Origin of the sequence: Chryseobacterium hilariae, assembly GCF_051400735.1 — a bacterium.
In the GTDB taxonomy this organism is placed as follows: Bacteria; Bacteroidota; Bacteroidia; order Flavobacteriales; family Weeksellaceae; genus Chryseobacterium.
Window position 1 is genome coordinate 1 of the sequence record NZ_JBLFFJ010000005.1, and the last position, 15,069, is coordinate 15,069.

10 protein-coding genes are annotated in these 15,069 nt (G+C 36.2%); 7 read left to right on the forward strand and 3 right to left on the reverse strand.

Annotation, left to right across the window (positions count from 1 at the left end; all coding sequences use genetic code 11):
• Positions 1-283: 283 nt before the first annotated feature.
• Together ACMGDK_RS14815 and ACMGDK_RS14820 are read left to right on the forward strand one after the other, a co-directional pair.
• Entirely contained in the window at positions 284-1,402 is a 1,119-nt protein-coding gene (locus tag ACMGDK_RS14815) for a vWA domain-containing protein (RefSeq protein WP_436808671.1), read from the forward strand.
• Positions 1,403-1,459: 57 nt separating this feature from the next.
• Complete coding sequence (locus ACMGDK_RS14820; protein ID WP_436808672.1) at positions 1,460-2,899, forward strand: AAA family ATPase; 1,440 nt, start codon at positions 1,460-1,462, stop codon at positions 2,897-2,899.
• 83 nt (positions 2,900-2,982) lie between these two features.
• On the opposite strand, the gene ACMGDK_RS14825 is transcribed toward ACMGDK_RS14820, so the two are convergent.
• Both ACMGDK_RS14825 and ACMGDK_RS14830 read right to left on the reverse strand, forming a co-directional pair.
• Positions 2,983-4,611, reverse strand: coding sequence for an acyl-CoA carboxylase subunit beta (locus tag ACMGDK_RS14825; RefSeq protein WP_436808673.1), 1,629 nt, complete (start codon positions 4,609-4,611; stop codon positions 2,983-2,985).
• A gap of 300 nt (positions 4,612-4,911) precedes the next feature.
• Positions 4,912-5,439 carry a GNAT family N-acetyltransferase gene (locus ACMGDK_RS14830; protein ID WP_436808674.1) on the reverse strand — a complete coding sequence of 176 codons (528 nt, stop codon included), beginning with the start codon at positions 5,437-5,439 and terminating at the stop codon, positions 4,912-4,914.
• Positions 5,440-5,675: 236 nt separating this feature from the next.
• Between ACMGDK_RS14830 and ACMGDK_RS14835 the strand changes: the two genes are divergently transcribed.
• The 4 genes from ACMGDK_RS14835 (at position 5,676) to ACMGDK_RS14850 (ending at position 11,381) form a co-directional block, all read left to right on the forward strand.
• The gene (locus ACMGDK_RS14835; protein WP_436808675.1) at positions 5,676-6,554 is read left to right on the forward strand and encodes a DMT family transporter; all 879 of its coding nucleotides are present in this window, start codon (positions 5,676-5,678) and stop codon (positions 6,552-6,554) included.
• Between the two features lie 13 nt (positions 6,555-6,567).
• On the forward strand, positions 6,568-7,650 hold the full coding sequence (locus tag ACMGDK_RS14840; protein WP_436808676.1) for a putative type IX sorting system protein PorV2: 1,083 nt from the start codon (positions 6,568-6,570) through the stop codon (positions 7,648-7,650).
• Between the two features lie 21 nt (positions 7,651-7,671).
• Complete coding sequence (locus ACMGDK_RS14845; RefSeq protein ID WP_436808677.1) at positions 7,672-8,427, forward strand: hypothetical protein; 756 nt, start codon at positions 7,672-7,674, stop codon at positions 8,425-8,427.
• A gap of 77 nt (positions 8,428-8,504) precedes the next feature.
• Entirely contained in the window at positions 8,505-11,381 is a 2,877-nt protein-coding gene (locus tag ACMGDK_RS14850) for a T9SS type A sorting domain-containing protein (RefSeq protein WP_436808678.1), read from the forward strand.
• A 40-nt stretch (positions 11,382-11,421) separates the two neighbouring features.
• Here ACMGDK_RS14850 and uvrC read toward each other — a convergent pair whose 3' ends face one another.
• The gene (gene uvrC, locus ACMGDK_RS14855; protein ID WP_436808679.1) at positions 11,422-13,221 is read right to left on the reverse strand and encodes an excinuclease ABC subunit UvrC; all 1,800 of its coding nucleotides are present in this window, start codon (positions 13,219-13,221) and stop codon (positions 11,422-11,424) included.
• A gap of 284 nt (positions 13,222-13,505) precedes the next feature.
• Between uvrC and hutH the strand changes: the two genes are divergently transcribed.
• Positions 13,506-14,996, forward strand: coding sequence for a histidine ammonia-lyase (hutH, locus tag ACMGDK_RS14860; protein ID WP_436808680.1), 1,491 nt, complete (start codon positions 13,506-13,508; stop codon positions 14,994-14,996).
• Positions 14,997-15,069: the final 73 nt, after the last annotated feature.

The window sequence follows — 15,069 nt, forward strand, 5'->3', positions numbered from 1 at the left end:
GCGACAAGCGGGAGAGTAGGCCGCCGCCAGTTTTTATTAAAAGTCTCATACAACACAGATTGTATGAGACTTTTTTTGTTATATACTCAAAATAAAGATAAATGATCAGTAATAAGCAATAAACCCTATCTACAATCTCTGTGGAAATATGAGTAATCTGTGGTTACCTTATTATCTCCCATCTTAAAATATTCTCAATATTAATCAAGATTATTTTTATTCATAAAAATTAAAATAGATTAAATCTCTTAAAGGCCTTTTATTTATGTTGTAACTTTATTTCATGAAAGAGCATATTGTGAGAGGGTTCAGATTTGAAACTTACAAGGCACAAGAACTATCTGTATTTGATCGACTGCTGGAAATTTTTACGGATTTGTTAACCCATACCTCGGGAGATTTTGATGAAGCGATTGACTGGCTTCGAATGTTGGATGAAGAATACCAGCTTACTACTCCGGAATACACTATTGACGATTTTATTGAAGATCTTAAAAAGAAAGGATATATCCGTGAAGAAGTAGATCCTAATGGTGGAAGTGGAATTCGCCTGAGCGCAAAAATGGAACAAAATATTCGTAAACAAGCGCTTAATCAAATATTCGGGAACCTTGGAAAAAGTGGAAACGGAAATCATAAAACCAATAAAAGCGGAACGGGGGAAGATACAACAGGGGAATTTCGTAATTATAACTTTGGAGATCCGGTAGAGAAAATTTCTATTACCGAAAGTCTTAAGAATGCCCAGATCAATAACGGAATCGGAGATTTTCATCTTACTGAAGATGATTTAATTGTTGAAGACAGTATTCATCAATCTCAGATGAGTACGGTTTTGATGATCGACATCAGCCACAGCATGATTTTATATGGAGAAGACCGCATCACTCCAGCCAAAAAGGTGGCTATGGCGCTTGCAGAGCTTATTACAACACGTTACCCGAAAGATACTTTGGATATTATTGTTTTTGGAGACGATGCATGGCCTGTTAAAATTCAGGAGTTACCTTATTTGCAGGTTGGACCTTACCATACAAATACGGTTGCCGGACTTCAACTGGCGATGGACATTTTACGGAGAAAAAGAAATACCAACAAACAGATTTTCATGATTACCGACGGGAAACCAAGCTGCGTTCGTCAGCCAGATGGTACATACTACATGAATTCTTATGGTTTAGATGAATATGTTGTTCAGAAATGTTATAATATGGCGTCTCAGGCCAGAAGACTACATGTTCCAATTACTACTTTTATGATTGCGCAGGATCCCTATTTACAGCAATTTGTGAGTGAATTTACAGAAGCCAATCAAGGGAAAGCTTTTTATACAGGACTTAATGGATTAGGCCACATGATTTTTGAAGATTATGAAACTAACCGTAAAAAAAGAATTCGCTAAAATTCATTATTCATAAAGATATATTTCAAGAAGTTAATAAATCAGATTTTAAATAAAATGACTGAAAAGCCAACTATAAAAACATTAGGCTCATTAAGAGCATCAGGATACATATCAAAAAATATCAAAGACGAATTAAGAGATAATTTAAAAAGTAAAATTCGCAATAAAGAATCTGTATTTGAAGGAATTTTCGGATACGAAAATACGGTTATTCCTCAATTGGAGCATGCCATTCTAAGCCGGCATAATATTAATTTATTAGGATTAAGGGGTCAGGCAAAAACTAGGCTGGCAAGAATGATGACTTCATTGTTGGACGAATGGATCCCTTTTGTTGCAGGAAGCGAAATTAATGATGATCCATTCAACCCAATTTCTCGTTTTGCAAAAGAATTAATTGAAGCAGAAGGCGATAATACTCCGATAGAATGGCTTCACCGTGATGAAAGATTTTTCGAAAAACTGGCAACTCCGGATGTGACTGTTGCCGACCTGATCGGTGATGTTGATCCTATTAAAGCTGCCAATCTGAAACTTTCTTATGCAGACGACCGTGTGATTCATTTCGGAATGATTCCGCGTGCGAACCGTTGTATTTTTGTCATCAATGAATTGCCGGATCTTCAGGCGAGGATACAGGTTTCCTTGTTTAATATTTTGCAGGAAGGAGACGTACAGATTCGTGGATTTAAGGTGAGAATGCCTTTGGATATTCAGTTTGTTTTCACAGCGAATCCTGAAGATTATACAAACAGAGGAAGTATTGTGACTCCGCTGAAAGACCGTATCGGATCGCAGATTTTGACACATTATCCTGAAAACATCAATATTGCAAGAGAAATTACCAGGTATGAATCCAGCTTAGACGGACGTCAGAAAAATGGAGTATATGTTCCTTCTTTGGCTAAAGATCTTTTGGAGCAGATTGGTTTTGAAGCTCGTGACAGCGAATATGTAGATTCAAAAAGCGGAGTGAGCGCACGTATGAGTATCACTGCTTTTGAAAATCTATTAAGTACTGCAGAACGCAGGTCTTTATTAACGGGTGATGAAACAACATCTGTAAGATTAAGTGATTTTGTAGGTATAATTCCTGCGATTACAGGGAAAGTGGAGTTGGTATATGAGGGCGAACAGGAAGGCGCGGAAGCAGTTGCTCAGTTATTAATTGATAATGCAATCAGAACTTTATTCGCATTTTATTTTCCAAAAGTGGAAAAGCTGGAGAAAAAGAGTATTGATGGACCGTTTAGCCAGATTACGGATTGGTTTTTGGAAGACGACGGCTCTTTGGAAATTACTGATGAATCTTCGGATGAAGTCTATGCAAAATCTCTTAACAGAATTGCACCTCTTGACCAGATCATTAAAAAATACCAACCGGATACTTTGCCAGAAGATATTTTATTCTTAAAAGAGTTTATTCTTTGGGGGCTGGCAGTTAATAAAAAACTGAATAAAGAGAGATTCAGAACGGGAGTGTTCTTTTCTTAGAATTCAAAAATTTCAACAGGATAAAAACAAAAGATGTGGAAAATCCATTCCACATCTTTTTATTTTTAGGAAAACCAATATGATCAAACCTGGATAACTCCCAGATTGAATTTTTCAGTAATAGGAGAATGATTGGCAGCTTCAATACCCATAGAGATCCATTTTCTTGTATCTGTAGGGTTGATGATAGCATCTGTCCAAAGCCTGGCAGCAGCATAAGTAGCTTCTGTCTGTTTTTGATATCTTTTTGTAATCGTATTCAGAATCTCATTATGTTCTTCTTCAGTGATCTCTTTACCTTGCTTCTTTAAAGTGGATTCCTGAATCTGCACCAAAACTTTTGCTGCCTGCGATCCGCCCATTACAGCAAGATCTGCCCAAGGCCACGCTACAATTAATCTGGGATCATAAGCTTTACCGCACATTGCGTAGTTTCCTGCTCCATAAGAATTTCCTGTAATAATTGTAAATTTTGGTACCACTGAATTGGAAACGGCATTCACCATTTTAGCACCATCTTTGATAATACCTCCATGTTCAGATTTTGAACCTACCATAAATCCTGTAACATCCTGAAGAAAAACTAAAGGAATCTTTCTCTGGTTACAGTTGGCAATAAATCTTGTTGATTTATCGGCAGAATCCGAATAAATAACGCCACCGAACTGCATTTCACCCTTACCGCTCTTTACAAGCTTTCTCTGATTCGCTACAATTCCTACAGACCAGCCGTCAATTCTGGCTGTGACGCAAATGATGCTTTTTCCATAATCCGGCTTATATTCATCATATTCTGAATTATCAACCAAGCATTTAATGATTTCGTATGTATCATACTGTTCTGTCCTGGAAACAGGAACAATTCCAAAAATATTATCAGGATTTTCCTTTGGAGGAAAACTTTCTATTCTGTCAAATCCTGCTTTTTCATTAGTTCCAATAGATTTCATGATGGTTTTGATCCTGTCTAAAGCATCCTTATCATCTTTAGCCTTATAATCTGTAACTCCCGAAATTGAACAGTGCGTAGTAGCTCCTCCCAGGGTTTCATTATCAATGCTTTCTCCGATAGCCGCTTTTACAAGATAACTTCCGGCAAGGAAAATAGAGCCGGTTTTATCAACAATCATTGCTTCATCGCTCATAATCGGAAGATAAGCACCTCCAGCTACACAGCTGCCCATAACAGCCGAGATCTGGATAATTCCCATAGCGCTCATTTTAGCATTATTTCTGAAAATTCTTCCGAAATGTTCTTTATCAGGGAAAATCTCATCCTGCATAGGAAGATAAACACCTGCAGAGTCTACCAGATAAATGATAGGAAGCTTATTTTCCATAGCAATCTCCTGTGCTCTGAGATTCTTTTTTCCGGTAATAGGAAACCAGGCCCCGGCTTTTACAGAAGCATCATTAGCAACAACAAGACATTGTCTGCCGGAAACATATCCCATCACTACCACAACTCCTCCACAAGGACATCCGCCATGCTCTTCGTACATTTCATAACCGGCAAATGCACCGATTTCTATGGAATCTGAACCTTTGTCGAGAAGATATTCAATTCTTTCTCTTGCTGTCATTTTTCCCTCATCACGAAGCTTTTGAAGCCTTTTTTCACCGCCTCCTTTTTTTATTTCAGCGAGCAATTGATTGATATCAGATAATTTTAATCTATTTTGATCTTCCCGTTTATTAAATTCAAGGTCCATAAAATTTCAATTTTTTACGGCTAAAGATACTATTTTTATAATGAATGACGTTTGAAGTAAAGCAAGTGTTTAATATATTGGTTCTCAGAAAATTGTGAAATTTTTAACAAAAAAATATTTTCAAATTACTGATATTTTTTCTAACTTTACTTCAGAGTAAAAGGAAGAATATTCCTTGCTAATTACTCTAAGTTCCTAGTTTATTTTTTTAATAGTTTATTATTTGAAGGCCCTGAACGTTGAATAAATTTTCAGGGTTTTTTTGCGTATATATTGAAGACTGGAAATAAGTTGAAAATATTAAACTGAATAATATTTTCTGTATTCTACAATATTGAGAAATGATGATGAGCTTTTATTTTTTTGATATTTTTTGAAAGGAACAAAGCCTAATTTTTCAGGTATATTCCTACTGGCTATATTTTCCTGATCAACTGGATACATGATGTATTTGAAAGTAAAATTATTTTCTAAAAATTCAATAAGACTCGCTATTATTTCTGTTCCCAACCCAAAGCCTTGTGCGCTTTTTTTTAACCATAATCCAAGTTCTACCGATTCTTCTGTTATATTATGGATACCACAGCAACCCATAAAATTATTATTATGATCAAGTACCACCATTACCAGGTCTGTATTTTCTAATAATAACTTTTTTGATTCTTTTACGAAAGCTAGAATGTCATTTCTATTTCCATCCGGGTTAAAAGGCATATACCTTGTAACTTCTGCAGTGAAGTATGTATTGATATCGTCAACATATGATTCTTCTACAGGCTGCAATATCATCCGATCTGTTTTAATTCTAATATCTTTATTGAGTATCATCAGTTAAATTTATAATTTTTTATCAAGAAAAGACACTCTATGAATTGCAACTTCTTTTATTGATATAAAATTTTCATAGGATCCTTCTTTTTTAGCTAATTTGCAAATAATTATTTGGGAAAAATAAGGCGAATACGTATTAAGTATTTTTTTATTAAACTATTATTTGTTTTTTTATCAGATTTGTAAAAGCCTATTTGTAAATTTGCCTGTTAAAAATTTACAGAAGTTAAAATATGCAAAAATTAGCACTTTTCAGGCTGCACTTAATTGTTTTTTTATGGGGTTTCACTGCAATTTTGGGAAAACTGATTCATGCCAATGCCCAGATCCTTGTATTTTACAGAATGCTGTTTGCTGCTGTATTTTTATTTGTATTTATCAGGATTTATAAAAAGGAGAGCATTAAAGTCTCAAAGAAGATATTTTTTCAGCTTGCTGGGATAGGCTGTGCTATGGCACTTCACTGGTATTGCTTTTTTTATTCCATCAAAGTTTCCAATGTTTCTATAGCATTAAGCTGCCTGTCTCTTTCTACGTTATTTGCCTCCATATTAGAGCCTGTTATTTTTAAAAGAAAGATTGATATATCAGAAGTTGTAATGGGGGTAGTGATTGTTGCCTGTATATTATTAATTTTTAAAACCGAATTTCATTTTAAAGAAGGTATCATCTACGGGATTCTGTGTGCAGTATTCGGAACTATTTTCTCTGTTTTTAACGGTAAAATGTTTGGGAAAACGAGCTCAGGAAATATTATATTCTATGAGATTTTTTGTGGATGGTTTGTTCTGGCGATATTTTATATGTTTACAGGACAGATTTTTCAAATGAATGAAATAAACTACAGAGATCTGGCGTTAATATGCTTACTGGCAAGCGTTTTTACAGCTTTTCCGATGCTGGAATCGGTGAAGCTTATGAAATATATTTCGCCTTTTACTCTAATTTTAACAGTTAATTTAGAACCTGTCTACGGAATTATACTAGCTTTTTTTATCTTTGGAGAATCAGAAGAAATGAGTCCTATATTTTATGTAGCTTCAGGCGTTATGATATTGGCTATTATTGTAAATGGATTAATAAAAGCCAGAAAACAAAAAAACTTTAACTAAGCATCAAATTTATATGATGAAGAAATATTTTTTACTTGCATTTTCACTGCTGTTTGGGCTGTCTCAATCTCAGATTATAAGAAAATATTCCAATGAATTTTTAAATATCGGAGCCGGAGCAAGAGGTCTGGCAATGGGAGGGGCTGTAATTTCCAACCAGGATGATGTATATTCACCCATGTGGAACCCGGCTGGTTTAATGGCTATTGAAAGGGACTGGCAAGGAGCAGCAATGCACGCAGAATATTTTGAATCTATTGCGAAATATGATTATTTGGCTTATGCAAAAGTCCTGGAAGAAGGTGTGTTTGGGGTTTCAATAGTAAGATTGGGAGTAGAGAATATCCTGAATACAACCCAGATGATCGATGCTGAAGGTAATATTGATTATGATAAAATCACAAAATTTTCCCAGTCTGATTATGCTGCTATTCTTTCCTATGCCTTCAACCCGGCAGGAAATACCAAACTGGATGTAGGGGTAAATGCTAAAATTGTTTATAGAAATGTAGGTAAATTTGCAAGCGGTTACGGTTTTGGGTTTGATATAGGAGCTATTTATAAGGCTGATAACGGATGGAAATTCGGGGGAATGCTGCGTGATGCAACGACTACGGTAAACTTCTGGAGTGTTAATCAGGGAGAACTTTCAACGGTTGTAAATGGCGAAGAGTTCAACCCGGCGCCAAAAGATAAAATGGAACTTACGATGCCTAAGCTGAATGTAGGAGCAAGTAAAATATTCAATATCAACAGCAGTGTGTATGTATTGCCGGAAGCTGGGATTAATGTTGATTTTGCTAAAACAGCAGCTTTGATATCTACAGATTTTGCAAGTATAACCCCTTATGCGGGTGCTGAACTTGGATATCAGAAAATGATCTTTGTAAGGCTTGGAATTAACAGATTCCAGTCTATTACAGACATTGAAGACCTTAAAAGAAAAGTTTCTTTCCAGCCGAGCGCCGGCCTTGGGATAAGATACAGAGGACTTACACTGGATTATGCGATCACCAATTCAGGGATTGGAGGATCTAACTTCTATTCTAATTTTTTCTCCCTTAAATTAGATATGGGAGCATTCAGAAATGATTAACTTTGAATTAATTTAAAAGCAATGAAAAAGATTTCGGTACTCACGTTTATGTTGGCAGTAACTGCTGTTTTCGGACAGAAAGTTTCTGATTATAAATATATTTCTATTCCTCAGACCTTTAAAGATTTCGAGAAAGAATCATATGATCTCGATAATTCTTTAGCCAAAGCTTTAAAAGCAAAAGGATACGTAGTTGTCCAGGAAGGTAAAGACCAGTGGCCTTCGGAGATTGAAAAAAACTCTTGCAGTTTTGCCGTGGGTAATATCCTTAATAAAAGCAGTTTTCTGAGAAATAAAGTAGAGCTTGAGTTTAAAGACTGTAAGGGAAGTGTGGTATTTTCATCAAAAGGAAGTTCGAACATTAAAGAATATAAAGAAGGCTATCAGGATGCTCTCAAGCTGTCTCTGGCTTCACTTCCAGCTTCAAATCCGGTGGCAAATCTTCAGGTTACAAAGGATGAAAGTCCAAAAGAAAATATCGTGATAAAAAGTGAAGAGAATTCATCTGCACCTGTTACCGAGAATAAATCCGGGAAATATACCAACGGTAAGGTAAACCTTCAGAAAATTCAGGTGGATACCAATCAGTTTATCCTGACAGACAATGGAAGTTCTGTACCATTTGCTGTTTTTAAAACTTCTTCCAAAAAGGATGTTTTTAGAGTAAAACTTTCGGATGGAACTTATACTATCGGATATTACGAAAACGGGAATATTGTGATTGATATGCTGCAGTCTAACGGAGAATATTCTAAAGAAGTATTTTCAGCAAAATAATTACCGATTATAAAATAACACAATAATGATCCTTAACTCAGACGTAAAGATGAATTAAGGATTTAACCTTATTATTAATGAAAAAAATTTATGCTTCTCTATTGGTATCTCTATCAATATATTCAAGTGCACAAAATGTATTCAATGCCAAGCTGCATGAAATAAATTTCGGCTCTTCCAGTGACCCTAGCAATTTAATTCAACTGAATGATCTGATCATTTTTCCAGCTACAAGATTTAGTGATGAAGGAAGAGAGTTATGGTGCTTTAATTCTGTAACTCAAAAATCTTTATTGTTGAAAGATATTTTTCCGGGTCAGAACAGTGGTGTGTCCGGTTCTCCATCTTTTGTAAAAGTAAATGGAAAAGTATATTTTATTGCCCAACAAAGCTTTTCAGGGTATCAGATCTGGGCAACAGACGGAACTGTTGCCGGAACGATGAAAGAGAAAGATCTTATTTCAAACTATTCTATAGGTAATCTCGTTGTCGCCGGAAATAAAATTTTCTATTATGTACAAAATGAATTGTGGTCATATGACACAGTTTCAAAGGAGTTGTTGAAAGTGAAAACTTTTGTATATTCCGGGGATGTTAAAATGTTTTCATTTAATAATGAATTGATCTTAGGGGCTGATGACGGAGTTCATGGAAAAGAAATTTGGAAATCGGACGGTACTCTAGCCGGTACTGTTATGCTGAAAGATATTGCCCCTAATGCAGGCGGAAGTATTTCAGGAGATTTCAATATATTACTTCTTAATAATAAATTTTACTTCATTGCTAATCAGGGAACTGAGTATGCACTTTATGAAAGTAATGGAACTGAAGCCGGAACAGTTTCAGTAAAACCTTTACGGGTCCCACGTTTGAATGGAATTTCTGCGGATAACTATTTTATATTTGAAGGATTTGATCCCGATGCAGGAGGCATGGAACCTTGGATCTCCGACGGAACTTCTGCAGGAACCAAGATGCTGAAAAATATAATGCCGGGAAATACAAGTTCTATGGCGAACAGCAAATTTATAAGGCTTAACAATAAAATATATTTTGACAGTAATGCCAATGGAGTAAGTCCGGCTTACGGTGATTATGTTTGGGAAACAGATGGTACCGAAGCAGGAACTGTTTTATTCAATACCCCACCTGAAACTGAATTATATGGAAAAAGTTCAAATAGCAAGTATTTGATCCTTACTAAACCAAATTATGGCAACAGGTATTGGGTAGCGAATGGAAACTCATCTCAGACATTTGAAATTACAGATATCGGGATGCCTTATAACAACAGCTTTATTGATCTGAATTCTAAAATTTATCTTACAGGATATAATCCAAAGAATGGAACAGAGCTATTCTCCGTAAACCCGGTTTCTCAAAATTCTTCTTTAGCCACTGATATCAGCCGGTTTGAAAGTTCTGCACCACATTCTTTCGATGTTCTGAACAATGAACTCATTTTTGTTGCTGCTGATCGCGAATACAATAGGCAGTTGTATAAAAGAAACAAAAATACTAACCAGCTTGAAAGACTTTCCAACTTTGGAGGATCTTCATTTGTAGGAATGTTTTCCAGTCCTAATGATACTTTCTTTAAAGTAGGAAATTATTTTTATACCAAAAACGGAAGTCCTAACCCAATGAATGGATTATACAGGACAGATGGTACAGCAGCAAATTCAGTGGCATTGTCTACATCTACAGGTACATCAACCTATGATAAATCTTTTTATGTCAATCTAAATGACAATGTCCTACTATTTTCCGGATACAACAATGTACTGGGAACCGAACTTTGGAAAATTGATAATACCTCAGATACTGCGGTTTTGGTAAAAGATATTTCGACGGATGATATGGGAAGCATGTATAACACGGATTCACAAACAGCGGTTCTGAATGGGTTTGCCTATTTCATAGCCAAAGAAAATGGAAAACTGGGAATCTGGAAATCCGACGGTACGTCTGCCGGAACTTCAAAAGCCATTCAGTTTAGTTATCAGAATGGAGGAGATGGTGATATAAAGGTATTAAAAAGCTTTAATAACAAACTTTTCTTCACAAAAAGAAAGGAAAATTATTCAAGCTCTTCCCAAAATGAACTATGGGCTTCAGATGGAGATCAGGTTTCTGCGGTTCTATTAAAAGATTATACGATACCTTTTGGTGATGCTAACATTTCCAGAGAAACTGAAGTTTTAAATAATAAACTGTTGTATATTACTACAGGATATTTCGCCGGTCTTCACTCAACAGATGGCACTGTAGCAGGAACTACTGAAATCTTAAGCAGTAATTTTTTTAGCGAAACTAAATTTAAAAAATGCGGAAACCAGTTGTTTTTTACCAATAACAATAGTACTCAGCTTTGGAGAACGGATGGGACCGCTAGCGGTACGTTCAGTTTATCTTCCAATTTATCTTCTGTAAAAGAAATGATCTGTGCCAATAACTATCTGTACTTCCTGAACGGGGATTCCCAGAAAGTATGGAAAACCAATGGTACGGTCTCCAATACAATGCCGATGGACATTTTTGTAATCAATGATGACAATCAACTGCTGCCTAACGAAAATATAGAAAAAATAGCAACAGATGGAGAAAGATTATATCTTTCCATTGCAACAAAAAATCATGGTAGTGAGTTGTACGAAGTTACGGATACTCTGCCGGTATATTTAGCAACTGATGATATTCGTAGAACAGCCGAAAAAAACACCAATGTAGATATTCAGGTCTATCCTAATCCTGTTGTAGAATATTTCTCGGTAAAGAGTAAAGGAAATTATAAAATCGAAACAGTGAAAGTGTTTGATGCTGCCGGAAAATTGATAAAGAATGTAACAAACACTAATGATAAGATCAATGTATCAGATCTTTCTTCAGGTATCTATTTCATTCGAGTAAAAACTGAAAAAGGAGAACATTTGGGTAAGGTCATTAAAAAATAACTATATAAAAGGCTCTTAAAAAAGAGCCTTTTATATTTGTTTATGTGATGTTGCTGTTAAAATAGTCGTAAATAATCCTGGCTTTACTTTTCCCCAAAATCTCTTCCAAAGTTTCCAAACTCGATTCCTTGATTCGCTTAACAGACTTCAATTTAGAAAGCAAAAGCTCAATTGTTTTCCCTCCAACACCCGGAATTTCTTCCAGTTCAGATTTGATGGTAGAGTTTTTTCTTCTCGTCCTATGGTGTTTTACCCCGAAACGGTGCGCTTCGTCTCTTACCCGCTGTAGAATCTTTAATGTTTCCGATTTTTTATCCAGATATAAAGGAATAGAATCTTCAGGAAAGAAAATTTCCTCGAGCCTTTTTGCTATTCCTACAATCGTGATTTTGCCGTAAAGACCCAATAATTTTAAACTTTTTACAGCGGACGAAAGCTGACCTTTTCCTCCATCTATAAGAATCAGTTGCGGTAGGTTTTCCCCTTCATCCAGCATTCTTTTATAGCGGCGGTAAATCACCTCTTCCATCGTGGCAAAGTCATTGGCTCCTTCTACTGTTTTCGGGTGGAAAATTCTGTAGTCAGCTTTACTTGGTTTTCCGTCTTTAAAAACCACACACGCAGAAACAGGGTTTGTCCCCTGGATATTGGAGTTATCAAAACCCTCAATATGTCTGGGCTCCACCGGCATTCTCAGTAATTTCTGCATTTCGGACATGATTCTGTTTGTATGTCTTTCCGGATCTACAATCTGGACCTGCTTTAATTTTTCTAAACGGTATTCCTTCGCATTTTTCTCCGAAAGTTCCACAATCCTTTTTTTATCACCCACTTTTGGAACAATTAGCTTTACATTCGGGATCTCCACAGAAAGATGAAATGGTAACAATACTTCTTTAGAATCAGAGCTAAACTTCTGGCGGATCTCGATCAAAGCTTCTTCCATAATATCTTCATCCGTTTCCTCAAGGATCTTTTTGATTTCCGTGGTAAAACTCTGAATGATATTTCCATTTCTGATCTTGAAGAAATTCACATAAGCGGCCGCTTCATCGCTGGTCATTCCAAAAACATCTACATCGTCAATATTTGGATTTACGACCGTATTTTTAGCCTGATAATCCTCCAGGATATCCAGTCTTTCCTTAATGATCTGTGCTTCTTCAAACTTAAGATTGGAAGCCATTTTCATCATCTGATTCACCAGATACTCTTTTGCTTTCCGGAAATCCCCTTTGATAATTCCTCGGATGGCATCGATCTTTTCATCATAATCCTCCTTGCTTTCCAGATCTTCACAGGGACCTTCACAGTTTTTAATATGATATTCCAGGCACACCTTGTATTTTCCTTCTGCAATTTTAGCAGGTGAAAGATTAAGATTACAGGTTCTTAGCTTGTAAATATGTTTGATGGTATCCAGCAAAATCTTTGCAGGGCGCACTTTGGCATAAGGCCCATAATATTCAGATCCGTCTTTGATTACATTTCTGGTAAGGAAAATTCTTGGAAAACTTTCATTTTTAATACAGATCCATGGATATGTCTTATCATCCTTCAGTAATACATTGTAAAAAGGACGGTGTTCCTTGATCAGGTTGTTTTCCAGTAAAAGCGCGTCATATTCGCTGTTGACGATAGTTGTTTCAAGGCGTACGATCTTTCCTACCATTATTTTGATACGGTAGCCGGGAAGATTTTTATTGAAGTAGGAGAGAACCCTTTTCTTTAAATTTTTGGCCTTTCCTACATACAGCAATTGGTCGTTTTTATCATAATAACGATAAACGCCCGGTTCTGATGGTAAAGTTTTGAGCTGTAATTCTAAAGAAGGATTCATACAACAAAATTACGGAATCCATCCGGGATTTAAAAGAACAAAAACTGCAGCGTTTTTTCTGCAGCTTAATGATATGATTTAAACCTTTATGAGGTTCCGTTTTTTTAATAGAGTTGATGTCTTCTGCGAGAAGACCTATTAAAGCTTTCATTAAAGAGATAGGTTTCCATTTTTTCAATCTCTTCTTTGGAATATTTACCTCCTGGTAAAAGAAAAACATAATACTGTGAGATTTAGCTTTTCCAATTATGGTTAAATCCGTAATTTTAAGCAAATTTTTAGAAATGATATACGGTGTAGATGTTTTTACTTTCCATGATGTTCTGGAAATCTGTAAAAAGCCAAATAAAGCTAAACTTAATAAAGCAGCCAAAGAACAGATCCTAAAATCCCAGAAAAACGTTCAGAAAATAGTAGAGTCCGATAGATGTGTTTATGGGATCAATACGGGTTTCGGACCGCTTTGTGATACTAAGATATCAGCTGACGAAACTGCTCAACTGCAGTACAATCTTATCATTTCTCATGCGGTAGGAGTAGGAAAGCCTATAGACAAGGAATTTTCCAAAATCATGATTATTGCTAAAGTTCATGCTTTGTCTAAAGGATTTTCAGGGGTTTCTTTGGAAGTGATTGAAAGGCTGATTCTGATGCTTGAAAAAGATATTATTCCAGTAGTGCCGGAACAGGGCTCAGTAGGGGCTTCAGGGGATTTGGCGCCTCTTGCCCATCTTGTACTTCCGTTGCTCGGATTAGGACAGGTTTGGGAAGGAGATCAGATTTTTGAAACTATGGAAGTTTTGGACAGACATGGCCTTGAGCCATTAGCCTTAGGTCCGAAAGAAGGTTTAGGATTGATCAATGGAACTCAGTTTATTCTGGCTCATGCAATCAAAGGTCTGGAGAAATTTGAATACTTATTAAACTTAGCGGATATGACTGCTGCAATGAGTATTGAGGCCTATAGGGGCTCTGAAAGTCCATTCAAAAAAGAACTTCACGAGATCAGACCTTTCGAGGGGAGCAAAAAAGTAGCGGCAAGAATGGTGAAGTTTTTAAAAGGTTCAGAAAATATGAAAGCGCATGAAGACTGTGAAAGAGTTCAGGATCCTTATTCTATGAGATGTGTTCCTCAGGTGCACGGTGCCAGCAGAAATGCTTTTGAACATCTTAAACTGATGGCTGAAACAGAACTGAATTCTGTGACAGATAACCCAATTGTCTTAAGCGCTGAAGAATCTATTTCCGGAGGAAACTTCCATGGACAGCTGATGGCACTTCCTCTTGACTATGCTACATTGGCAGCTGCTGAATTAGGAAATATTTCAGACAGAAGAAGTTATTTATTATTAGAGGGAAAATACGGACTTCCAAGATTACTGACGGAAAGCTCAGGACTGAATTCAGGATTTATGATTCCTCAATATACTTCAGCGGCTTTGGTTACGGAAAATAAAACGTTGTGTTTCCCGGCATCGGCTGACTCTATCCCAACAAGCTTAGGACAGGAAGATCATGTTTCTATGGGAAGTATTTCCGGTAGAAAATTCAATCAGGTTTTAGGAAATCTGGTTAATATTTTATCTGTGGAATTAATGTTTGCAGCGCAGGGATTAGAATTCAGAAGACCTTCCAAATGTTCGAAAATTATTGAAGAGAATTTTGCCATCATCCGTTCTAAAGTTAAAAAACTGGAAGACGACAGATTGATAGGAAAAGATATGCTGGCGATTGCAGAGCTGATCAACGATAGAAAATTTAATGTTGACGCATAATTCAAATGAATTAAAAGCAAATAAAACCCAAGCTTCCTCTCACAGGGGAAGCTTTTGTAATTTTGAGCTTACT

What these genes read in the sequence shown, in the direction of transcription:
- ACMGDK_RS14815 (WP_436808671.1), top strand. Translation starts at nt 284, where the DNA reads ATGAAAGAGCATATTGTGAGAGGGTTCAGATTTGAAACTTACAAGGCA.
- ACMGDK_RS14850 (WP_436808678.1), top strand. Translation starts at nt 8,505, where the DNA reads ATGAAAAAAATTTATGCTTCTCTATTGGTATCTCTATCAATATATTCA.
- ACMGDK_RS14845 (WP_436808677.1), top strand. Translation starts at nt 7,672, where the DNA reads ATGAAAAAGATTTCGGTACTCACGTTTATGTTGGCAGTAACTGCTGTT.
- ACMGDK_RS14825 (WP_436808673.1), bottom strand. Translation starts at nt 4,611, where the DNA reads ATGGACCTTGAATTTAATAAACGGGAAGATCAAAATAGATTAAAATTA.
- ACMGDK_RS14835 (WP_436808675.1), top strand. Translation starts at nt 5,676, where the DNA reads ATGCAAAAATTAGCACTTTTCAGGCTGCACTTAATTGTTTTTTTATGG.
- ACMGDK_RS14830 (WP_436808674.1), bottom strand. Translation starts at nt 5,439, where the DNA reads ATGATACTCAATAAAGATATTAGAATTAAAACAGATCGGATGATATTG.
- uvrC (WP_436808679.1), bottom strand. Translation starts at nt 13,221, where the DNA reads ATGAATCCTTCTTTAGAATTACAGCTCAAAACTTTACCATCAGAACCG.
- ACMGDK_RS14840 (WP_436808676.1), top strand. Translation starts at nt 6,568, where the DNA reads ATGATGAAGAAATATTTTTTACTTGCATTTTCACTGCTGTTTGGGCTG.
- hutH (WP_436808680.1), top strand. Translation starts at nt 13,506, where the DNA reads ATGATATACGGTGTAGATGTTTTTACTTTCCATGATGTTCTGGAAATC.
- ACMGDK_RS14820 (WP_436808672.1), top strand. Translation starts at nt 1,460, where the DNA reads ATGACTGAAAAGCCAACTATAAAAACATTAGGCTCATTAAGAGCATCA.